The organism is Oceanibaculum nanhaiense, from assembly GCF_002148795.1.
Taxonomy (GTDB): Bacteria; Pseudomonadota; Alphaproteobacteria; order Oceanibaculales; family Oceanibaculaceae; genus Oceanibaculum; species Oceanibaculum nanhaiense.
The window spans coordinates 351,027-370,076 of record NZ_MPOB01000003.1 but is presented as its reverse complement, the minus strand read 5'-3'; the positions used below and the strand labels follow the sequence as shown (position 1 = coordinate 370,076).

The 19,050-nt window shown below is 65.1% G+C and carries 19 protein-coding genes and 1 tRNA gene; 10 read left to right on the top strand and 10 right to left on the bottom strand.

Features of this window, described 5'->3' with window-relative positions:
* Positions 1 to 14: 14 nt before the first annotated feature.
* From BKM74_RS07060 to mnmA, 3 genes are read left to right on the top strand one after another with little or no spacing between them, the layout of a single operon-like run.
* Positions 15 to 344: a ferredoxin family 2Fe-2S iron-sulfur cluster binding protein gene (locus BKM74_RS07060; RefSeq protein ID WP_086464984.1), complete on the top strand. Its 330-nt coding sequence runs from the start codon at positions 15 to 17 to the stop codon at positions 342 to 344.
* 4 nt (positions 345 to 348) lie between these two features.
* A complete protein-coding gene (tenA, locus tag BKM74_RS07055) occupies positions 349 to 1,059 on the top strand; it encodes a thiaminase II (RefSeq protein WP_086464983.1) in 711 nt (236 codons plus the stop codon).
* Between the two features lie 15 nt (positions 1,060 to 1,074).
* Positions 1,075 to 2,208: a tRNA 2-thiouridine(34) synthase MnmA gene (mnmA, locus tag BKM74_RS07050; RefSeq protein ID WP_086464982.1), complete on the top strand. Its 1,134-nt coding sequence runs from the start codon at positions 1,075 to 1,077 to the stop codon at positions 2,206 to 2,208.
* Position 2,209: 1 nt separating this feature from the next.
* Here mnmA and BKM74_RS07045 read toward each other — a convergent pair whose 3' ends face one another.
* The 3 genes from BKM74_RS07045 to BKM74_RS07035 form a co-directional block, all read right to left on the bottom strand.
* Positions 2,210 to 3,547, bottom strand: a complete 1,338-nt coding sequence (locus BKM74_RS07045) for an MATE family efflux transporter (RefSeq protein WP_086464981.1) — start codon at positions 3,545 to 3,547, stop codon at positions 2,210 to 2,212.
* A complete protein-coding gene (locus BKM74_RS07040) occupies positions 3,544 to 4,044 on the bottom strand; it encodes a winged helix-turn-helix transcriptional regulator (RefSeq protein ID WP_086464980.1) in 501 nt (166 codons plus the stop codon). Before BKM74_RS07040 ends, BKM74_RS07045 begins: the two co-directional genes overlap by 4 nt.
* A gap of 61 nt (positions 4,045 to 4,105) precedes the next feature.
* Positions 4,106 to 4,489, bottom strand: a complete 384-nt coding sequence (locus tag BKM74_RS07035; protein WP_140056039.1) for a hypothetical protein — start codon at positions 4,487 to 4,489, stop codon at positions 4,106 to 4,108.
* A gap of 184 nt (positions 4,490 to 4,673) precedes the next feature.
* Between BKM74_RS07035 and BKM74_RS07030 the strand changes: the two genes are divergently transcribed.
* The 5 genes from BKM74_RS07030 (at position 4,674) to BKM74_RS07010 (ending at position 10,357) form a co-directional block, all read left to right on the top strand.
* Positions 4,674 to 4,750: transfer RNA gene (locus BKM74_RS07030), tRNA-Met, on the top strand.
* Between the two features lie 171 nt (positions 4,751 to 4,921).
* Positions 4,922 to 5,617 carry an SOS response-associated peptidase gene (locus BKM74_RS07025; protein WP_086464978.1) on the top strand — a complete coding sequence of 232 codons (696 nt, stop codon included), beginning with the start codon at positions 4,922 to 4,924 and terminating at the stop codon, positions 5,615 to 5,617.
* A 37-nt stretch (positions 5,618 to 5,654) separates the two neighbouring features.
* A complete protein-coding gene (locus BKM74_RS07020) occupies positions 5,655 to 6,542 on the top strand; it encodes an urea carboxylase-associated family protein (protein WP_086464977.1) in 888 nt (295 codons plus the stop codon).
* Positions 6,543 to 6,845: 303 nt separating this feature from the next.
* Positions 6,846 to 7,940, top strand: coding sequence for a GGDEF domain-containing protein (locus tag BKM74_RS07015; protein ID WP_086464976.1), 1,095 nt, complete (start codon positions 6,846 to 6,848; stop codon positions 7,938 to 7,940).
* 233 nt (positions 7,941 to 8,173) lie between these two features.
* Positions 8,174 to 10,357 carry a TonB-dependent siderophore receptor gene (locus tag BKM74_RS07010; protein WP_140056038.1) on the top strand — a complete coding sequence of 728 codons (2,184 nt, stop codon included), beginning with the start codon at positions 8,174 to 8,176 and terminating at the stop codon, positions 10,355 to 10,357.
* Positions 10,358 to 10,360: 3 nt separating this feature from the next.
* Here BKM74_RS07010 and BKM74_RS07005 read toward each other — a convergent pair whose 3' ends face one another.
* The 6 genes from BKM74_RS07005 to BKM74_RS06980 all read right to left on the bottom strand — a co-directional run bounded on the left by BKM74_RS07005 (position 10,361) and on the right by BKM74_RS06980 (position 16,000).
* Positions 10,361 to 10,645 carry a Dabb family protein gene (locus BKM74_RS07005; protein WP_086464974.1) on the bottom strand — a complete coding sequence of 95 codons (285 nt, stop codon included), beginning with the start codon at positions 10,643 to 10,645 and terminating at the stop codon, positions 10,361 to 10,363.
* Between the two features lie 14 nt (positions 10,646 to 10,659).
* Entirely contained in the window at positions 10,660 to 11,640 is a 981-nt protein-coding gene (locus BKM74_RS07000) for an ABC transporter ATP-binding protein (protein WP_086464973.1), read from the bottom strand.
* Positions 11,640 to 12,641 (bottom strand): ABC transporter ATP-binding protein, encoded by a 1,002-nt coding sequence (locus BKM74_RS06995; protein WP_086464972.1) that lies wholly within the window; start codon positions 12,639 to 12,641, stop codon positions 11,640 to 11,642. Before BKM74_RS06995 ends, BKM74_RS07000 begins: the two co-directional genes overlap by 1 nt.
* Before the next feature lie 4 nt (positions 12,642 to 12,645).
* Positions 12,646 to 13,545: an ABC transporter permease gene (locus BKM74_RS06990; RefSeq protein ID WP_086464971.1), complete on the bottom strand. Its 900-nt coding sequence runs from the start codon at positions 13,543 to 13,545 to the stop codon at positions 12,646 to 12,648.
* A 3-nt stretch (positions 13,546 to 13,548) separates the two neighbouring features.
* Positions 13,549 to 14,466: an ABC transporter permease gene (locus BKM74_RS06985; RefSeq protein ID WP_086464970.1), complete on the bottom strand. Its 918-nt coding sequence runs from the start codon at positions 14,464 to 14,466 to the stop codon at positions 13,549 to 13,551.
* An 88-nt stretch (positions 14,467 to 14,554) separates the two neighbouring features.
* Positions 14,555 to 16,000, bottom strand: a complete 1,446-nt coding sequence (locus BKM74_RS06980; protein ID WP_245825845.1) for an ABC transporter substrate-binding protein — start codon at positions 15,998 to 16,000, stop codon at positions 14,555 to 14,557.
* Between the two features lie 325 nt (positions 16,001 to 16,325).
* Between BKM74_RS06980 and BKM74_RS06975 the strand changes: the two genes are divergently transcribed.
* Together BKM74_RS06975 and BKM74_RS06970 are read left to right on the top strand one after the other, a co-directional pair.
* Positions 16,326 to 17,537 (top strand): CaiB/BaiF CoA transferase family protein, encoded by a 1,212-nt coding sequence (locus BKM74_RS06975; protein ID WP_086464968.1) that lies wholly within the window; start codon positions 16,326 to 16,328, stop codon positions 17,535 to 17,537.
* On the top strand, positions 17,534 to 18,031 hold the full coding sequence (locus tag BKM74_RS06970; RefSeq protein ID WP_086464967.1) for a MaoC family dehydratase: 498 nt from the start codon (positions 17,534 to 17,536) through the stop codon (positions 18,029 to 18,031). Before BKM74_RS06975 ends, BKM74_RS06970 begins: the two co-directional genes overlap by 4 nt.
* Here BKM74_RS06970 and BKM74_RS06965 read toward each other — a convergent pair.
* On the bottom strand, positions 18,022 to 18,930 hold the full coding sequence (locus BKM74_RS06965) for a PhzF family phenazine biosynthesis protein (RefSeq protein ID WP_086464966.1): 909 nt from the start codon (positions 18,928 to 18,930) through the stop codon (positions 18,022 to 18,024). The two genes, BKM74_RS06970 and BKM74_RS06965, sit on opposite strands and share 10 nt — an antisense overlap.
* Between the last annotated feature and the right edge of the window lie 120 nt (positions 18,931 to 19,050).

The window sequence follows — 19,050 nt, the reverse complement described above, 5'->3', positions numbered from 1 at the left end:
TTGAGGAAGGCAGCATGCCGAAGATGGTGTTCATCGATCCCGACGGTACGCGGCACGAGGTCGAGGCCCCGGTCGGCCTTTCCGTGCTGGAGGTCGCACATCGCAACGGCATCGATATCGAGGGCGCCTGCGAAGGCTCGCTCGCCTGCTCGACCTGCCATGTCATCGTCGATCCCGCCGATTACGATCGGCTGGAAGAAGTCAGCGAAGATGAGGAGGACATGCTCGATCTCGCCTTCGGGTTGACCAAGACCTCGCGGCTGGGCTGCCAGATCGTGATGACCGAGGAGCTGGACGGCCTCACCGTCCGGCTGCCGTCCGGCACCAACAACATGATGGGCTGATCCGATGACGGAAGCGCTGGTCCCGCAGCTGGCCCCCCAGGGCAGCCTGTTCGACCGCCTGCGCGCCGCCGCGCAGCCGCATTGGGGCGACTATACCGATCACCGCTTCGTGCGCGGGCTGGGCGACGGCACCCTGCCGGAGGCGGCCTTCCGCTACTATCTCGGCCAGGACTATCTGTTCCTGATCCATTTCGCGCGGGCCTATGCGCTGGCGGTCTATAAGTCGGAATCGCTGGAGGATATGCGCGCCGCCAACGATGCGGTCGGCCATATTCTGGCTGAAACCTCCCTGCATCTGCGCTATTGCGCCGGCTGGGGCATGAGCGAGGCCGATGTCGTGGCGCTGCCGGAAGACCCGGCCTGCATGGCCTATACCCGCTATGTGCTGGAACGCGGCATGGCCGGCGATATCCTCGACCTGCAGGTGGCGCTGGCGCCCTGCGTCGTCGGTTATGCGGAGATCGGCCTGGCGCTGAAGGCCGATCCGCGCACAAAGCTGGAGGGCAACCCCTACCGCGACTGGATCGAGACCTATGGCGGCGATGATTATGTCGGCGTCGCCAGGGCCAGCATCGCCACGCTGGACCGGCTGTTCGCCCAGCGTGGCAGCGAGGCGCGCATTCCCAGCCTGTCGCGCACTTTCACCGAGGCAACGCGCCTGGAAGTACGCTTCTGGCAGATGGGACTGGATGCGATGACCCGGAACGCGGAATAGATTATATTCCAGCCCATGAATTCTCTCGGGATCGATAAGCGGCCGCAGGATACCCGCGTGGTCGTCGCCATGTCGGGCGGGGTGGACAGCTCCGTCACCGCGGCGCTGCTGCATGAGCAGGGCTATGAGGTGATCGGCATCACGCTGCAGCTCTACGATCACGGCATGGCCCTGCAGAAGAAGGGCGCGTGCTGCGCCGGACAGGATATCTACGACGCCCGCCAGGTCTGCGACCGGCTGGGCATCCCGCATTACGTGCTGGATTACGAGAGCGCCTTCCGCGAGGCCGTGATCGACGATTTCGCCGACGCCTATCTGCGCGGCGAGACGCCGATCCCCTGCGTGCGCTGCAACCAGCGCGTGAAGTTCCGCGACCTGCTGCAGACCGCGCGTGAGCTGGGCGGGGAGGTGCTGGCGACCGGCCATTACGTGCAGCGCGCGATGGGGCCGGCAGGGGCGGAGCTGCGCCGCGCCGTCGATGCCAACCGCGACCAGAGCTATTTCCTGTTCGCGACCACGGCGGAGCAGCTGGATTATCTGCGCTTCCCGCTGGGCGGCATGGAAAAGCCGGCGGTGCGTGCTCTCGCCCAGCGCTTCGGGCTGGAGGTGGCGGACAAGCCGGACAGCCAGGATATCTGCTTCGTGCCCACCGGGCGCTATGGCGATGTGGTGCAGAAGCTGCGCCCCGGTGCCGTGGAGGCCGGCGAGATCGTGCATGTCGACGGCACCGTGCTGGGCCGCCATGACGGCGTCATCCATTACACGGTCGGCCAGCGCAAGGGGCTGGGCATCGGCGGCCGTGTGGATTCGACCGACGCGCTCTATGTCGTGCGCATCGAGCCGGAGGCGCACCGTGTCGTGGTCGGCCCGCGTGAGGCGCTGGCGAAGCCCGGCGTCACCCTGACCGAGGTGAACTGGCTGGCCCATCCGCCGGTCGAGGGCCTGCCGGTGCTGGTGAAGCTGCGCAGCGCCATGGCGCCGATCCCGGCCTTTATACGGGCGACACCGGCGGGCGCTGTCGTCAGCTTTGACGATCCGCAATATGGCGTGTCGCCGGGGCAGGCCTGCGTGTTCTATGACCGCGACAGCGGCGAGCGCGTGCTGGGCGGCGGCTGGATCCTGCGCGAGGAACAGGCGCTGGCCGCCTGAGTTAGCGCCACACGCCGGGTCTGACGCCGATGGCGGTCACCAGCCCATAGGCGGTGATGCCCAGCGCCACGCCGAGGAAATGCCCTTCCAGTCCCATACCGGCGACATTGGCCAGCAGCCAGCCGCCGCCGACCGCGATGGTGATGCGGGAGAACGCCGCCACCACCGCCCAGCGCATCCGCCCGGCGCCCATCGCGGCGAAATAGAGCGCCATGCCGAGGCCGAAGCCGCCGAAGGCGAAGCCGGTATAGGCGAGGCCGCGTGCGGCGATCTCGATGACCGCCGGGTCGTCGCTGAAGGCACTGGCGAAGGTGTGCGGCGCGAGACCGACGGCAAGGCCGGCGGCACCCGCCATCGCGAAGGCCAGCAGCCCGCCGGTCCAGGCGATGCGCCGGCCATTCTGCCAGTCGCCGGCCCCGACGGCACGGCCGACCAGCGCGGTCAGCGCCGAGCCGACGCCGAAGGCCAGCGGGATCATCAGGAATTCCAGCCGTGCCGCGATGCCGTAGGCGGCCACCGCCGCCGGCCCGTGATGCGCGATCTGCGCCGTCACCAGGATGGTCGTCAGATTGGCGACGGAGGCCAGCGCGCAGGCGACCAGCCCGACCGACAATATGCGGGTGAACAGGGGGCCAGACGGGCGGATGCGCAAGGAGGGGGTGAACCCGGCACCGCCGCGCAGCACCACCAGCACCATCGCCAGCGCCGAGGCCCAGAACACCAGCGCGAATGCGGCGCCGATGCCAGCCAGCCCCATGCCCAGCGGCTCCGCCAGCAGCCAGGACAGCGGCGGATAGACGATATAGCCCAGCGTCAGCACGCGGGCCGCCAGCCCGTGCCGTCCGCCGCCGCGCAGTACCGAGGCCAGCGTGTTGGCCAGCCACAGCGGAATGGCGCCCGCGCCGAACAGCCAGATCGCATAAGGAGCGGCGGCCTCCGCCGCCACCGGCCCGGCGATCAGCCCGAGAAGGGTGAGGGGAAACACCGCCAGCACAAGGGCGAACAGCCCGCCGCCGATGATGGCGATCAGCGCCGCGTGCAGCACCAGAGAGGAGGCCTCCTGCTCGCGGTTGCCGCCCAGCGCGCGGGCGATGGCGGACACCACACCGCCGCCCATGGCGCCCGCCGACATCTGCTGCATCAGCAGCGCGAAGGGCAGCACCACGGCCCAGCCGGCCAGCGCCGCCGTGCCCTGCCGGGCGGCGATCCAGGTTTCCAGCAACTGCGCGGCGATCTGCAGGAAGGCCAGCAGCGCCGTCGGCGTTGCCAGTTTCTGGATGCGGCGCAGGATGGAGAAGATAGGTTCGGCGGGGGGCGCGGCTGCCGCGAGAACCGTCATTCGCCGTTACCGAAGCGCTCATCACTGAAACGCTGGCGGATCGCCCGACCGGCGCCGGGGCCCGGCAGCACACGCAGATTTTCCAGCGCCAGCGGTGCACCGGTGCTGTCCAGCAGCGGCGGCGCGGCCACCTCGTGACCGGTATCGGCCTCGACCAGCCGGATCACCGGCCCCTCCGGTCCGGCCATCCAGCGGTCGCCCCAGCGCTTCAGCGCCAGATAGGCGGGGAAGAAGTCGCGCCCCTTCTCGGTCAGCCGGTATTCGTGGCGCACGCCCTTCTCCGGCGCGGGCACGCGGTCCAGCACGCCATGCTCGACCAGCTTGCCGAGGCGCGCGCTCAATATGTTGGAGGCGATGCCGAGATGGCGCAGGAAATCGTCGAAGCGGGTGGTGCCGTAATAGGCCTCGCGCAGCACCAGGATGGCCCAGCGTTCGCCCAGCACCTCCATGGAGCGGGCGACGGGGCAGCGCATGCGGGAAAAATCGGTGCGGACCATTGCCGGCTCCAGCTTGCATGATGCAACTTAATAGATTGCATAATGCAAGTCAGGTGACCGGTCAACGCTCCATCAGCAGGCGCTGGCGTTCGAACCGCTCGCGGCGGTCAAGCCGTTCCTGGAACGCCCTGTCTTCCTGCTGGCGGCGGTCCGAGTCCAGCAGCGGGCTGCGCGGCCGTGTCGGGTCGGGCGTACCGGGGGAGAGGATTGGCGCGCGCGGACCGTTCGGGTCGCGCATCGTATCGGGCAGGGCGGGACGCTCGGGCAGCCGCTCGATGGGCTCGCGCTGCGCCGGGTCCAGGGACGGGTCGCGCAATTGGCCCCGCGACTGGTCCCGCGACTGGCGCTGTTCCAGCAGATCGTAGATCAGGCTGCGCCTGTCGGTTTGCGCGTGGGCGTTCTGTACCGCGTAAAGCGCTGTGAGGGCGCATATGACCGTCAGCAAGAGGGGGAATTTTGCCATACCAGCCATGTGGGGGCGCTGCCCGCGCCAGCCAAGCCGGAAGGCGAGGCCGGAAAGGGCACGCACATGCGTTCGGATACTTGACAGGTGGCGCGTCGCCAGCCTATACGCATGCCCTCGCAAACAGAGATGGCGGTGCCTGTCTGTTTGCCGGAACCGCATCTGCGGCGGGGTAGCTCAGTTGGTTAGAGCAGGGGAATCATAATCCCCGTGTCGGGGGTTCGAGTCCCTCCCTCGCTACCAAATAGTTCTGAATGATTTCAGCGATTTACCGGCGCCTGGGCAACTGGGCGCCGGTTTTCGTTTGGCTCTCACGCGTCGGCCCGTTGGCCCCCCATCGCTCCGCCATGGCGGTGGTCGCGGTTATGGTCCATGCTGTCTGTCTGGTTGTGTGTCGGAGGATTCAAGCCACAAATGTGCGGCCGCTTCGCCCAGACCCTGGCGCCCGAGGCCATGCGCCGGCTGTTCAAGGCCACGGGCGATTATGCGCCCTGGCAGCCGCGCTATAATGTGGCGCCGCAGAGCGATATCCCGGTCATCCGCGCCGCCGGACGGGAGGGTGGACGCCAGCTCACATCCATGCGCTGGGGGCTGATCCCGCACTGGGCGAAGGATGCCGCCATCGGTGCCAACCTCATCAACGCCAGGGCGGAAACCCTTGCCGAGAAGCCCTCCTTCCGGGACAGTTTCGCGGAACGCCGCTGCCTGGTGCCGGTGAGCGCTTATTACGAATGGCGGAAGATGGCCAGCGGCAAGCAGCCCTATGCCATTCGCCTGAAGGACGAACCGGGTTTCGCCATCGCCGGCCTGTGGTCGGCCTGGCGCGCGCCGGAGGGCGAGATTCAGCTCACGGTCTGCCTCATCACCACCGCCGCCAATCCGCTGCTGGCACCGATCCATGATCGGATGCCGGTGATCGTTTCGCCGGTGCATTACGATCTCTGGCTGCACGGCCCGAAGGAAGCGGCCCAGCATCTGCTGGTGCCCTTTCCGGCCGAGCGGATGGAGGCCTGGCCGGTGTCCAGATCCGTCGGCAATCCGCGCAATGAAGGGGAGGGGCTGCTGGCGCGGCTGCCGCCCCGCCGGGCGCAACCCTCCCTGATTTCCTGATATCCTGCCGGTACCGGCATTTTCCCTTGAGGACAGCATGACAAGCCCTGCCCACCAGACGCCTGCCCGCCAGACGCCCGCCCATCAGCCGCCTGCGGATGCCGCGCGCCGCCGCGCGGCGGCGGTCACCGTCTGTTATCCGGTGGACCGGCTGCCGCCGTACAACCGCGCCTTCTACGAGGATGCGCGGCAGGGCATGGTGCTGGTCGGGGAGATCGTGGTGCCGCCGCGCGAGGCCCGCACCTTCACCGTGCCGGCGGGGCATCTGTTCCGTGTCGTCAGCATCGAGGGGCCGCAGGTCGGGGACCTGAACCTGTGGAACGCGCACGACCTCTCGGAGCGCTTCTTCAGCGGCAAGACGCGGCAGCTGCACGCCACCCATGTGACCACCGGCGACCGGCTGTGGAGCAATATGCCGTTTCTGCGCCCGCTGGCCACCATCACCAGCGACACGCTGGACTGGTATGGCTGGGACGCCGATGGCGGCGGCGTGCATGACGTGATCGGCACGCGCTGCGATCCCTATACAAACCGCCTGCTGACCGGCGGCGAGTACCATCATTGCTGTCATTCCAATCTGACACGGGCACTGGCGGCGGAACGCGGGCTGAGTCTGGAGGAGGCGGAGGCGCATGTGCATGACGTGCTGAACGTCTTCATGTGTACCGGCTTCACCCATGACACCCACCAGTATTTCATGAAGGCCAGCCCGGTGCGCCCCGGCGATTATCTGGAGATGTTCGCGGAGATCGACCTGCTGGGCGCGCTGTCGGCCTGCCCCGGCGGCGATTGCGGCAGCCAGCATTCCAGCGACAGCGCCGCCTGTTATCCGCTGAAGGTGGAGATCTTCGCACCACGCTCCGGCGCGCTGGAGGGCTGGACACCGCCGGCGCCGAACGCCTATTCGCGCAGCCACGGCCTCTGATCAGTCCTCCAGGCTGGTATAAGTCCGCCGTCTAGGTCAGGTGCCGGCACTGCTCGAAGCCTCTCCCGCGTTGGCGCTCAGCCGGGGCATTCGCCTAAGAGCCGTGAATAGTCCGATGGTCGGTCATTTTGCTTCCTGGCGGGTCATCCGGCTGCATGAAACTGGTTAACTATATTTTTAGAGTTTACAGGCATTCTGTCTTTTCGACGACATGGGGTCTGACATCTTCGAATCGTATCGAATGCCATGGTATGCCCATAATTTGCTGCCCGGCATGATGCTTCCTCCAAGAGTTATTCCTGAATGAAACTCAACGCTTTTGAATTCTTGGATAACTTCGCCCTCATGGCGCTTGCGGCCGTGCTGTATGGCATCATCCTGCGGCTGGACTATCCTCGTGATGTGCGGCGTATCCTGGGCGGTATTATGTTCGGTGTCGGCGCCGCCGTCTCCATGATGGACCCGTTGCGCGTCGCGCCAGGTGTCATCGTCGATCTGCGCAGCCTTTTTATCGGTTTTTCCGGCGCCTTTCTGGGGCCCGTGGCCATGGTGATCTCGCTCACGATCGGGGCCGTGACCCGGTATCAGATCGGTGGCACTGGCGTGGTACCGGGTATTGTTGCGATGACTCTTGCAGGCTGCAGCGGCACGCTCTGGGGCTACCTTATGCGCAACCGGTCGCGCGCGCGCGTCCGGCATTTGCTGCTGCTGGGCCTTATGCTGTGCGTCGGCCTGCTGGCTTTCCTGTTACTGCCGCCGGAAATCCGTATAAAGGCATTCAAGAATGCCGCGCCCTATGCAGCCGCCTCCTATATTCTTGGCGCCCTGCTGCTCGGGACCTTCGTCGAACGAGAGCGTTTTTATGCCATGCGCGAACGGCGGCTGACCAACGAGGTGAACACCGATCCGCTGACGGGTCTTTTGAATCGGCGGGGGTTCCAGAGTGGTTTCGAAGCGGCGCAGGAAGAAACCGTTTCGGAAAATGGTGCGGCGATCCTTCTGGTCGATCTCGACCATTTCAAGAAGCTGAACGATACCTACGGCCACGACATCGGCGATCTCGTCCTGCAATCGGTTGGAGCAACCCTGCGCAAGGCGGTCCGCCAGAGCGACCTGCTGGCTCGTCTCGGCGGGGAGGAGTTTGTGGTTTACCTGCCGAATGCGAGCATGGCTGACGCCCGGAACATTGCCGAGCGTATCCGCGCCGGTATCGAGACGAGCAGCGTTGCCAGCAACGGTTCTTCGATTAAGGCCAGCACCAGTATTGGTGGGTGCTGGAGCCTGAATGCCATGGACCTGACGACGGGCCTGAAACGCGCCGACGTGGAACTCTACAAGGCCAAGCAGGGTGGCCGGAACCAGGTTCGCTTTACCCCCACCATCAAGAGCGCCGCCTGACAGTCAGCAATGTTTCCCCCTGCCAGTGTGGGGCGTCAAGTAACCCAACAGGCGCAGCCTTTCTGCCAGTGTGACAAATCTGCCGGATTGCAAAAGTGTTTCGATTTGCCAGCGCACTAGGTCTTGAAACTTTCCTCTCCTCATGTAATGCGAATGACTCTTAGTGTAATTCGCATGGACGCCGGGGGTCGGCGTCCGGGTCATGGCTATCCGATACGGGAAGGGGAAAGACGATGCACAGGCGTTCCGCAGGAAAGGGGCTGCGCCCTGCGCTAAAAGGGGGGGCGGCGCTGATGGGGGGCACGGCGCTGCTGCTGTGCCTGGCGCTGCCGCAGCCGGGCTTCGCGCAGGACAAGAAGCCGGAGCAGGAGAGCAAGGACGAGAAGTCGGTCGAGCTGGCGCCGGTCAATATCGAGGCGCTGCGCAGCATCACCTCCTACGAGGCGACGGAAGGCTATGTCTCCTATTTCTCGGTGGCGGCGACCAAGTCGGACACGCCGGCCATCGAGACCCCGCAGTCGGTCTCGACCATCGGCCGTCAGGAGATGGAGGATCGCGGTGCCAAGACCATGGCGGAGGCCGTGCGCTATTCTCCCGGCGTGACCGTCGATAATTACGGCGTCGATCCGCGCGGCTATGATTCGATCACCATTCGCGGCTTCTATTCCTCGACCACCGGGTCGTTCCGCGACGGTCTGCGCATGGACGGCAACGCTTTTGCCGCCTACACGACGGAGCCCTACGCCATCGAGCGTATCGACATCATGCGCGGCCCCAGCGGCGCGCTGTATGGCCAGGCGGAGGCCGGCGGCGTCATCGACCGCACCACCAAGCGGCCGAACGCCGACATGCGCCAGGAAGTGAAGGTCGAGGCCGGCAGCTGGGACCATTTCCAGGGCGCCTTCGATATGGGCGGCAAGGCCAATGAGGATGGTAGCCTGCTGTTCCGCCTCACCGGCGTGGCGCGCGATTCCGACACCGAGTTCGATTATAATGACGGCACCTCGCAGAAGAACAACCGGCTGTTCATCGCGCCGTCGCTGACCTGGAAGGGCGACAAGACCGAGATCACCTTCCTGGCCGACTATATGAAGGACGAGCGCTCGCCGCTGTTCAACACCTTCGCCAACGAGACGGTCGGGCGCACCAATGTGGTGTCCGGCGAGCCCGGCTTCGACAAGTTCGATCAGGAGCAGTTCTCGGTCGGCTACGCCCTCGCGCACCGCTTCGACGACACTTTCACCTTCCGCCAGACCGCGCGCTATTTCGAGGTCAGCGTGGATTACCAGACGGTGTCGGCGAACGGCCTCTCGGCTGACAACCGCACGCTCAACCGCTATGTCTGGGCCGCCCCCGACGATCTCGCCCAGACCGCCATCGACAACCAGCTGGAGGCGCGCTTCGACTTCCAGGGCATGCGCCACACCATGCTGTTCGGCTTCGACTACAGCCGCAGCGTGGACGAGTTCCAGTATTACAACGGGGCTGCCACGTCGATCGACCTTGTCAATCCGGTCTATACCGGTGCGGTGCTGCCGGCAGCACCTTATCTCTCGAACGAGCAGACGCTGACCCAGACCGGCGTTTATATTCAGGACCAGGTCAAGCTGGATAACTGGATTGTGACTCTGGGCGGCCGCTACAGCTGGGTCGATCTCGATACCGACGATTTGCTGACCAACACCACCCAATCCTTCGAGGACAGCGCCTTTACCGGCCGTGTCGGCGTGACCTACCTGTTCGAGAATGGCCTGGCGCCCTATGTCAGCTTCATCCAGGGTTTCACGCCGAAGCAGGGCACCGATCTGTTCGGCAAGCCGTTCGAGCCGGAGGATTCGACGCAGTATGAAATCGGCGTCAAATACCAGCCGGTTAATTACAACGCGCTGTTCACCGCCTCGGTCTATCACCTGACCAAGACCAATGTGCAGACCCGCGATCCGGCGGACATCAACAACACGCTGCAGACCGGCGAGATCGAGGTGCGCGGCCTGGAGCTGGAGGCGAAAGCCGGCCTGTTCAAGGGGCTGGATCTGACTGCGGCCTATGCCTTCATGGATGCCGAGGTGACGGAGAGCAATGACGGCAATGTCGGTTTGAGCCCGGTGCTGATCCCCGAACACACCGCCTCGCTGTGGGCGGTGTACAGCCTGCAGCAGCCGGAACTGCGCGGCCTGCGCTTCGGCGGCGGGTTGCGTTATGTCGGCACGGCCTATAACGACACGCTGAACACTTCGGAGAACCCGGACTATCTGCTGGTCGATGCGCTGGTCAGCTACGCGTTCAACGAGAACATGACGCTGGATCTGCGCGCCAGCAATCTGCTGGACGAGGAATACACGACCACCTGCGCCTTCGGCTCCTGCTATTACGGGCCGGGCCGCTGGGTCACCGCCGGCATGACCTACCGCTGGTAGGTTTCAGCCCTCGATATCGGCCGCGATGCGCAATTCCCGCAAGGGGCGCACGCGGTCGATAGAGCGCTGGTAGAGCGGGTCCTGCTTGTAGGCATCCAGCGCCGCCTGGTCCGGGAACTCGCCATAGACGACGAGATCGACATCATTGTCGAACAGGTCGCGGCGCAGATTGCGCTTCACCTCCAGCAGGGTCGGGTAGGGGCTCTGCTCCAGCAGCTTCAGCCCCGTCTCGACCGCGTCCAGCTGCGCCGGGTCCTTTACCGAAAAGAACACGATGTGCCGGATCATCGCGCCTTGTCTCCTCAGGCGGCGTTGCGCTGTGCGCCGTCGTGCAGATGGCATTCGACGCTGCTGCCATCGACGACCAAGGACCGGGGCGCCACCTGCCGGCAGACATCCATGACCTTCGGGCAGCGCGTATGGAAGGTGCAGCCTGAAGGCGGATTGATCGGGTTCGGGAAGGTCGCGCCCAGCTGCGCGTCCGGCACGCCCTTGCCTGGCTCCGGCGTCAGCACGGAGGCCAGCAGCGCCTCGGTATAGGGATGCTTGGGCGCGCGGAACAGCGTGTCGGTGTCGGCTTGCTCGACGATGCGGCCGAGATACATGACCGCGACCGAGGTCGCCATATGCTCGACCACCGCGAGATTGTGGCTGATCAGCACATAGGTCAGCCCCAACTCGCCGCGCAGATCCTGCAACAGGTTCAGAATCTGCGACTGCACCGAGACGTCCAGCGCCGAGGTTGGCTCGTCGCAGATCACCACTTCCGGCTGCATGACCAGCGCGCGGGCGATGGCGACGCGCTGGCGCTGGCCGCCCGACAGCTGGTTGGGATAGCTGTCATAGACCCGCTTCGGCAGGCCGCAGAGGTCCATCATCCGCTCGACCGTGCCGCGCCAGGAGGCAGGATCGCCGACACCATGCACGCTGAGCGGCAGGGTGATGATGGTGCCGATGGTCTTGCGCGGATTCAGCGAGGAATAAGGATCCTGAAAGATCGGCTGGATGCGCCGCGCGATCTGCTTGCGGGTAAAGGCCGTGGTCGCCTGCCCGTCGATCCGCACATCGCCGGACGTCGGCATCTGCAGGCCCAGCAGGATGCGCGCGAAGGTGGATTTGCCGCAGCCGGATTCGCCGACCAGCCCCAGCACATCGCCCTTGTTGACCTTCAGCGAGACGCCGTTCACCGCATGCAGCGGCTTCTTCGGCTTGAACATGCCCTGACGCACCTGGAAGGTGCAGCGCAGGTCGCGGGTTTCCAGGACGGGAGGAATAGCCGTCATCACGCGACCTCCTTCGCATTCTCTATGCATTGCTCATCGCTCAGCAGGCAACGATAGCCGCGGCCGGGCGTGGTTTCGGTCAGGGGCACGTCCACGCGGGTGCAATCCTCGAAAGCGTAACTGCAGCGGTTGCGGAAGGCACAGCCATGGATGTCGCCGATCAGCGACGGCACGATGCCGGGGATCGAGCCCAGATGCGCGCCGCGCTGGGTCTTGCCCGGCACCGGAATGCAGCGCAGCAGGCCCTGCGTATAAGGGTGCATCGGATTGTCGAACACCTCGTTCACCGTGCCGCTCTCGACGATCTGGCCGGCATACATGACAGCCACCTTGTCGGCGACGCGGGCGACGATGCCGAGATCATGGGTGATCAGGATCATGCCCATGCCGAACTCCTTCTGGAGTTCGATCATCAGGTGCAGGATCTGCGCCTGGATGGTCACGTCCAGCGCCGTGGTCGGCTCGTCCGCCAGGATCAGTTCCGGCCCACACATCAGCGCCATGGCGATCATCACGCGCTGGCGCAGCCCGCCCGAAAGCTGATGCGGATACTGGCCGAGGCGGCTGGCCGCACCGGTGATGCCGACCTTCTCCAGCAGATGCACGGCGCGGTCGCGCGACTCCTTGCGGGAGATGTTACGGTGGCGCAGCAGCGCCTCTTCCAGCTGGTTGCCGATGGTGTAGGCCGGATTCAGGCTGGTCATCGGCTCCTGGAAGATCATCGCCATCCGGTCGCCGCGGATGTCCGACATCTGCGACTGGCCGATGCGCGACAGATCGATACCGTCGAAGGCCAGTTTATCGGCGCTGCGCACCGCCTTGGGCGGCAGCAGATCCATGATCGACAGCGAGGTCAGCGACTTGCCGCAGCCGGATTCGCCGACGATGCACAGCGTCTCGCCGCGATCCACCTGGAAGCTGATACCGCGCACGGCATGCAGCGTACCGGCGGCCAGCGGGATATCGACGCGGAGATTTTCGACTTCGAGAAGAGCGGCCATCGGGTCAGCTCCGGTTTTCGGGGGCGGTCACGTCGCGCACGCCATCGCCGAGCAGGTTGATGGCCAGCAGCAGCGCGAACAGGCAGATGCCGGGAATGGTGATCAGCCAGGCGTCGAACAGCAGGTAGTCCTTGCCTTCCGAGATCATCAGTCCCCAGGAGGGCAGGGGCGGCTGCACGCCAAGGCCGAGGAAGCTCAAGGCCGCTTCCAGCAGCACGGCATGGGCGACTTCCAAGGTCGCCACCACGATCAGCGGGTTCATCACGTTGGGCAGGATCTCGGAGACCAGGATGCGCCAGGTCGAACAGCCGGCCGCCGAGGCGGCGGCGACATAATCCAGCGAGCGCACCTGCATGGTGGCGCTGCGCATGACCACGGCATAGCGGTCCCACAGCAGCACGCCCAGCACGGTGACCACGATGGTCAGCGAATTGCCCAGCATGGCGACCACCGCCAGTGACACCAGGATGACCGGCATCGACAGCCGGCAGGTGATGAGGAAGGTGACGACGAGATCGACGCGCCCGCCGAAATAGCCGGCGGCCACGCCCATCACGGTGCCGATGACACCGGAGATCAGCGCCGTGGCGAAGCCGATGAACAGCGAGATCTGCGCGCCATACATCAGGCGGGAAAGATAGTCGCGGCCCAGCCCGTCGGTGCCCAGCGGATGCACCCAGCTGCCGCCTTCGGCCCAGACCGGCGGCACCAGACGGTTGCTGAGGGTCTGGGCATAGGGATCGTAGGGCGCCAGCAGCGGGGCCAGCAGGGCCACCAGCAGGATGAAGCCAAGGATGACGGCGCCGATCATGACGCCGCGATGGCCGAGGATGCGCTTGCGCAGCCGCTGGCCCGGGGTCGGGCCGACGATATCCTCGGCAGCGGGAATGGTGATTGCGGCCATCGGTCAGCCCACGCGGATACGGGGATCGAGCCAGGCGTTCAGCAGGTCGGCCAGGAACGTCAGCACGATATAGATGAGGGAGAAGACCAGCAGGATCGCCTGCACGGTCGGCAGGTCATAGCGGCGGATCGATTCCCAGGCGAGATAGCCGGTGCCATGCAGGGCGAAGATGGTCTCCACCACGATGGAGCCGCCCAGCATGAAACCCAGCTGCACGGCGGACAGGCTGACCACCGGGATGATCGCGTTGCGCAGCGCGTGCTTGAACAGCACGGTGCGCGGCCGCAACCCCTTGGCACGGGCGGTGCGGATATAGTCCGCGCCCAGCACTTCCAGCATGCCAGTACGGGTCAGCCGCATGATCGCCGGCGTTGCGTAATAGCCCAGCACGATGGTCGGCATGATGAAATGCACCCAGCTTTCCGAACCCGAGGGCGGCAGCAGCGGGTACATGAAGGAAAACACCATGATCAGCAGCAGTGCGAACCAGAAGCTTGGCAGCGCCTGGCCCATCACGGACATGGTCAGCGCCAGCCGGTCGATCAGGCTGTTGGGATAGCGCGCGGCCAGCACGCCCAGTGGAATCGACAGGATGATCGCGAAGGTGATGGCGGACAGCCCCAGCCCCAGCGTGACCGGCAGCCGCTCGAAAATGAGATGGGTAACCGGCACCTTGAAATAGAAGCTGGTGCCGAAATCGCCCTGCAGCGCGCGCCCAACCCAGGCGAAATACTGCTCGTGAATGGGTTTATCGAACCCGTACTGCATGCGGATCGCCTGGATGGCGGCGTCGTCGGCGCTTTCGCCGGCAATCGTCGTCGCCGGGTCGCCGGACAGGAACAGCAGTCCGAAACTGATGAGCGAGATCGTCAGCGCCACAAGCAGCGCCACGACCAGCCTTTTTGCGGTGTAAATCAGCATGTGCCGGGGTAATGCCCTATCTGAAATCGATCCGGGCGGCATGACCGGCATGCCGCCCGGAGCTTAGTCTATAGCGGATGGCCGCCAGTTACTTCCACGAAGCGGTCCAGAACCGCGGGATTTCGTCGGCCGTCGGCTTGAAGTCGAGGTCGTTGGAAATCGCATAATTCGTGGTGTAGGTCCAGGTCGGCACCCAATAGGCCTGCTCTGCGATCTTCTGCAGCGCCTTCTTGTAGGCTGCCTTGCGCTTATCCTGGTCGAGGGTGGACTTGCCCTCGACAAGCAGGGCCTGCACCTCCTCATCCTGGGACAGATCGTCCGGCAGGCCGCCGAAGAAGACCGGCAGGATGGCATCGACGTCGGGGATCGAGTTGGAGCCCCAGGTCAGGCTGCCGATCGGAACCTCGCCCTTGCGCAGCGCGTCGCGGGTCGCGGCGTACTGGCCGTAGCGCAGCTCCGCCTTGATGCCGACGGCGGCGAGATCGGACATGATCGCCTCGTTGTGCGACCGGTCGCGATAGGCGTAGAGCACCGTGGAGAAGCCGTTCGGATAACCGGCCTCGGCCAGCAGGGCCTTCGCCTTGGCAACGTCGTACGGATATTTCTGCACATCGTCGGTGCAGCCGAACTGCTCCGGATAGCAGGCCGAGTGGATGATCTGGGAGGAGCCGCGCACCAGGTTCTTCACGATGCCGTCGAGGTTGATGGCATGGTTGATCGCCTGGCGCACCTTCTGCTTGCGCAGCGGTGAATCCTCCGGCCCCTTGGCGGCGTTCAGCTGCAGGTAGCCGACGCGCATGGTGTTGGCGTTGATGACCTCGACCCGGCCGCTCTTGGTCAGACGGTCGGCCTGGTCCTGCGCCACGCGCCAGATCCAGTTGAGGCGGCCACTGGCCAGCTCGACGACCTGGGTGTTCATCTCCGGGATCGTGCGCTGCACGATATTCTTGATCTTCGGCTGGCCCTTCGGGCTGTCGTAATAATCCTCGAAGGCCTCGAACACCAGGCGCTTGCCGGGATCGACCTCGGTGATCTTGTAGGGGCCGGTGCCGACCGGCTTGGTCCCCATGCCCTCGGGCCCGACTTCCTCATAATATTTCTGAGGATAGATGCCGATTTCGCCCATATAGAGCAGGATCAGCGGGTTGGTGTTCTTGGCGGTGATCCGGACCTTGGCATCGCCGATCTTCTCCGCCTTATCGATCCAGCTCGTATAATTACGGTTCAGAATGCCGTTATCCGGCTTGGCGAGATAATTGTAGGTATAGACCACATCGTCGGCGGTCATCGGATCGCCATTGTGGAACTTCACGCCCTGACGGATATCGAGTTCGATGGTCTTGTCATCGACGATGTTCCAGGCGGTCGCCAGCAGCGGCTTGAAATCGCCCGAGGCCGGATCGCGCCAGATCAGCGCGTCCCAGACGTGATGGGCGATGATGACGCCGTTACGCGAGGTGTCGAAATACATGTTCACATTCGGCACCTCGACATCCCAGGCGATGTTGAGGGTGTCGTCGGCCTTTCCCGCCATGGCCGACGGTGCCGCCAGGCAAAGGGCCACGGCGGCCGTGCCAGCCAGGGCCCAAAGCTTTGTCCGCGCAAACCGTCTCATCGTTATCCAGCCTCCTATTGTGCTTCAGTCGTAAAATATCGTGATTTTTTGAAGGGTTATGCCCTTCTTTTGATGCGTCCGGGCGCCTTAAGTTGTAAGGCTTGAAAACAGGCCCACGGCGCAGACTAGTCGGCACGGCCAGCGAATGCCAGTACATATTGGCTCATTTTCCTGACCGGCCGGGCATGGCAGATTGTGACGAACGCAAGCCGGAACCGGCAACAACAATACGAAAAGGCAAGGGATGAAACCGCTCGAAGGAATAAAAATCCTCGACCTCAGCAAGGTGATCGCTGGCCCGCTATGCGGCCAGTATCTGGGCGATCTGGGGGCCGAGGTGGTGAAGGTGGAGCCGGTCGGCAGCGGCGACGATACGCGGGGCTGGTCGCCGCAGGAGAAGGGCCAGTCGGCGCTGTTCCTCGCCTTCAACCATAACAAGCGCAGCATCGCCCTGGACCTGAAGAGCGATGAAGGGCGGAAGATCGTCCACGATCTGGCGAAACGCGCCGATATCGTGCTGCAGGGCTTTGGCGGCGGCACCGCGGCGAAGCTGGGCGTCGATTACGCGACGCTGTCGGCGCTGAACCCGCGGCTGATCTATTGCGAGATTTCCGGCTATGGCCGCGACGGGCCGATGGGCAAAACGCCGGGCTATGACGTCATGCTGCAGGCCTTCTCCGGCATGATCTCGACCATGGGCGACCCGGACGGGCCGTACGCCCGGGCCAGCTTCTCGCCGGTCGATCAGGCCACCGGCATGCATGCGTTGAGCGGCGTTCTGGCCGCCCTGCTGGAACGGCAGAAGACCGGCAAGGGGGTGTATCTCGAAGTCTCCCTGCTCGACAGCGCGATGGGTCTGATGGGCTATCTGGCGCAGAATTACTGGCGATCCGGCGCGCTGCCTGAGCGTATGGGCACCGGCCATCCCTCGCTTGCACCCTATCAGGCGTTCGCGGCGTCGGACGGCGCGCTGATGGTCGGCGTCGGCAATGATGGGCAGTGGCGGCGGCTCTGCGTGCTGCTGGGGCTGGAGGATTATGCCGCGCATCCCGACTTTGCGACGAACGCGGCGCGGGTGCGCAATTTTGCCCGCACCGTGGCGCTGGTGCAGGAGAAGGTGAGGGCGCAGCCCGCCGCGCACTGGCTGGCCGTCTTGTCCGAGGCCGGCCTGCCCTGCGCGCCGATCCACACGCTGGACCAGGCGCTGGACCATCCGCAGCTGGCGGCACGCGGCCTGCTAGTGGACAGCGATCATCCGGCGCTGGGGCCGATCCGCAATATCGGCTATCCGGTGCGCTTCGCGGGGGAGGCGCGACAGGCCAGCCGCACGCCGCCGCTGCTGGGCCAGCACAGCGCGGAGATATTGCGCGAGCTGGGCTATGACGAGGCCGCCATCGCGGCGCTGGCCGAGGCTGGCCATGTCGGCATAGTGAATAAAGAGGAGGAGCCGGCATGACCGACACCGAGTTCGATCCCGCCGCGCATCAGGTCGCCGAACTGCGCTGGTTCGAGGATTTCCATGTGGGGGAGCGTTATTGCCTGCCCAGCCGTACGGTCACGGAATCCAACTTCGCCGCCTTCCAGACCGTGTCCGGCGACAATCACCCGATTCATTACGATGTGGAATATTGCCGTGCGCACGGGCTGCCCGGCATGCTGGCGCACGGGCTGCAGGTGGTGTGCTTCACGGCGGCGGGGGCGGGGCGCTTCCCGCATGAGGTGTCGCAGTCGCTGATCGCTTTCCTGGATCAGTCCTCACGCTTTCTGAAGCCGGTGTTCCTCGGCGACACGCTCTATCCGGCGCTGGAGATCGCGGAACTGACGCCGCAGCGTACGACGGGCGTCATCGCCATGCGCTCGACCATCCACAACCAGCGCCGGGAGCTGGTGCTGGACGGGCAGCACCGATACCTCGTGCGCAAGCGTCAGGCCCCGGATACTCAGGCGTAAAGCGTGCCCTCGGCGACGATCACCGCGTCGCCGCCGATCTCGGCGAAGGCAAGTGCACCCTGCTCGATGACCAGTTGCAGGGCGATCAGGCTGGGGCGGCCCATCTCGTAGCCCTGCTCGATGACGAAATCGTGCGTGCCGTCGCCCAGCTTCTCGAACTGCATCAGCGCGCCGGAGAAGGCGGCGGCGGCGGAGCCGGTCGCCGGATCCTCGGATATCCCCATGCCGGGCGCGAACATGCGGGCATGAAAGCGCGAGCCCGCCTCCACCGTCTCGGCGGTATAGACATAGGCGGCCGGATGGTCGCTGTCGCCGAACGCTTCCATGAAGGCGGCGGTCGGTCGGGCGCGCCCGATGGCATCCAGCGAGGCGACCGGCACCAGGTCGAAAGCGACGCCGGCGGAATGGCGGCTGGGCAGATGCCGACCGAAGCCGATCTCGGCGGGCGTCAGCCCCAGCGCACGGGCGGCCTTATCCACGCTCACACCCTCACCCCAGATTTGCGGCAGGCGCGGCAGGCGGAAGCGCGCCCGGCCCAGCCGCGCGCCCTTCGGTTCCGCCACGCAGGGCACGATGCCGATCTTCTCCTCAAGCCCGAAGGCCTCGGCGCTGGCGCCTTTCGCCTTGTCCAGCAGCGCCAGCAGTACCGCCGTGCCGACCGTCGGATGGCCGGCAAAAGGCAGTTCCCGCCCCGGCGTGAAGATGCGGACGGCGGCGCGGTGGCGCTCATCCGCCGGCGGCAGCACGAACACCGTTTCCGACAGGTTGAATTCTCTGGCGATGGCCTGCATCGCGGCGTCGTCCAGCCCGTCCGCGTCCAGCACCACGGCCAGCGGATTGCCGGCCAGCGGGCGGTCGGCGAAAACATCGAGGATGGTATAGCGGCGCGGCTTGGCCATGGCTGATCTCCCGGTTGATGCTCGACGGGAGGCTAGGCACGGAATGGCGAAACCTCAAGCAAGAGCTTGTCACGGCGACATTTCTCCTGAACGTGCCGGTTAACGCAATTTTAAGCGTGC

What these genes read in the sequence shown, in the direction of transcription:
- BKM74_RS06980 (WP_245825845.1), bottom strand. Translation starts at nt 16,000, where the DNA reads ATGGCGGGAAAGGCCGACGACACCCTCAACATCGCCTGGGATGTCGAG.
- BKM74_RS07025 (WP_086464978.1), top strand. Translation starts at nt 4,922, where the DNA reads ATGTGCGGCCGCTTCGCCCAGACCCTGGCGCCCGAGGCCATGCGCCGG.
- BKM74_RS07040 (WP_086464980.1), bottom strand. Translation starts at nt 4,044, where the DNA reads ATGGTCCGCACCGATTTTTCCCGCATGCGCTGCCCCGTCGCCCGCTCC.
- BKM74_RS06975 (WP_086464968.1), top strand. Translation starts at nt 16,326, where the DNA reads ATGAAACCGCTCGAAGGAATAAAAATCCTCGACCTCAGCAAGGTGATC.
- BKM74_RS07045 (WP_086464981.1), bottom strand. Translation starts at nt 3,547, where the DNA reads ATGACGGTTCTCGCGGCAGCCGCGCCCCCCGCCGAACCTATCTTCTCC.
- BKM74_RS06985 (WP_086464970.1), bottom strand. Translation starts at nt 14,466, where the DNA reads ATGCTGATTTACACCGCAAAAAGGCTGGTCGTGGCGCTGCTTGTGGCG.
- BKM74_RS07060 (WP_086464984.1), top strand. Translation starts at nt 15, where the DNA reads ATGCCGAAGATGGTGTTCATCGATCCCGACGGTACGCGGCACGAGGTC.
- mnmA (WP_086464982.1), top strand. Translation starts at nt 1,075, where the DNA reads ATGAATTCTCTCGGGATCGATAAGCGGCCGCAGGATACCCGCGTGGTC.
- BKM74_RS06965 (WP_086464966.1), bottom strand. Translation starts at nt 18,930, where the DNA reads ATGGCCAAGCCGCGCCGCTATACCATCCTCGATGTTTTCGCCGACCGC.
- BKM74_RS07020 (WP_086464977.1), top strand. Translation starts at nt 5,655, where the DNA reads ATGACAAGCCCTGCCCACCAGACGCCTGCCCGCCAGACGCCCGCCCAT.
- tenA (WP_086464983.1), top strand. Translation starts at nt 349, where the DNA reads ATGACGGAAGCGCTGGTCCCGCAGCTGGCCCCCCAGGGCAGCCTGTTC.
- BKM74_RS07015 (WP_086464976.1), top strand. Translation starts at nt 6,846, where the DNA reads ATGAAACTCAACGCTTTTGAATTCTTGGATAACTTCGCCCTCATGGCG.
- BKM74_RS07010 (WP_140056038.1), top strand. Translation starts at nt 8,174, where the DNA reads ATGCACAGGCGTTCCGCAGGAAAGGGGCTGCGCCCTGCGCTAAAAGGG.
- BKM74_RS06995 (WP_086464972.1), bottom strand. Translation starts at nt 12,641, where the DNA reads ATGGCCGCTCTTCTCGAAGTCGAAAATCTCCGCGTCGATATCCCGCTG.
- BKM74_RS07000 (WP_086464973.1), bottom strand. Translation starts at nt 11,640, where the DNA reads ATGACGGCTATTCCTCCCGTCCTGGAAACCCGCGACCTGCGCTGCACC.
- BKM74_RS07005 (WP_086464974.1), bottom strand. Translation starts at nt 10,645, where the DNA reads ATGATCCGGCACATCGTGTTCTTTTCGGTAAAGGACCCGGCGCAGCTG.
- BKM74_RS06970 (WP_086464967.1), top strand. Translation starts at nt 17,534, where the DNA reads ATGACCGACACCGAGTTCGATCCCGCCGCGCATCAGGTCGCCGAACTG.
- BKM74_RS06990 (WP_086464971.1), bottom strand. Translation starts at nt 13,545, where the DNA reads ATGGCCGCAATCACCATTCCCGCTGCCGAGGATATCGTCGGCCCGACC.